We start from the raw sequence: 651 nt of genomic DNA, 5'->3' as shown, positions 1-651 counted from the left end.
TCTAGTGGGGAAATCGAAATCCTTGATGGCAATACCTCACTCACCGATGGAAACTCGACACCGCTGGACTTGGGTAACGTGAATGTGGGGGGGAATCTAACCAAAACCTTCACCTTGAGAAATACCAGTACCACGCAGCTAACTTTGAGCAATCTCACCTTGCCAGAAGGGTTTAGTTTACAAGGCGACTTTCCGGCAACCATCGCACCAAACGCCACGGGTTCTTTTACGATTAATGTCAATACAGCAACCGCAGCTAATCGGGAAGGAACGATTTCTTTTAATACGAGTGATCCGGATGAGAATCCGTTTAATTTCATCATCAAAGCTACGGTAAATTCATCATCCACAACCCCCTCTAGTGGGGAAATCGAAATCCTTGATGGCAATACCTCACTCACCGATGGAAACTCGACACCGCTGGACTTGGGTAACGTGAATGTGGGGGGGAATCTAACCAAAACCTTCACCTTGAGAAATACCAGTACCACGCAGCTAACTTTGAGCAATCTCACCTTGCCAGAAGGGTTTAGTTTACAAGGCGACTTTCCGGCAACCATCGCACCAAACGCCACGGGTTCTTTTACGATTAATGTCAATACAGCAACCGCAGCTAATCGGGAAGGAACGATTTCTTTTAATACGAGTGAT

1 protein-coding gene is annotated in these 651 nt (G+C 46.5%); it reads left to right on the top strand.

Annotated features, from left to right (window positions below):
• Positions 1-651, top strand: a 651-nt coding sequence (locus MiSe_RS49575) for a choice-of-anchor D domain-containing protein (protein ID WP_226594971.1), incomplete at both ends; no start/stop codon positions are given.

This window comes from Microseira wollei NIES-4236 (assembly GCF_020521235.1).
Taxonomy (GTDB): domain Bacteria; phylum Cyanobacteriota; class Cyanobacteriia; order Cyanobacteriales; family Aerosakkonemataceae; genus Microseira; species Microseira wollei.
This window is presented reverse-complemented; position numbering and strand designations above follow the sequence as displayed.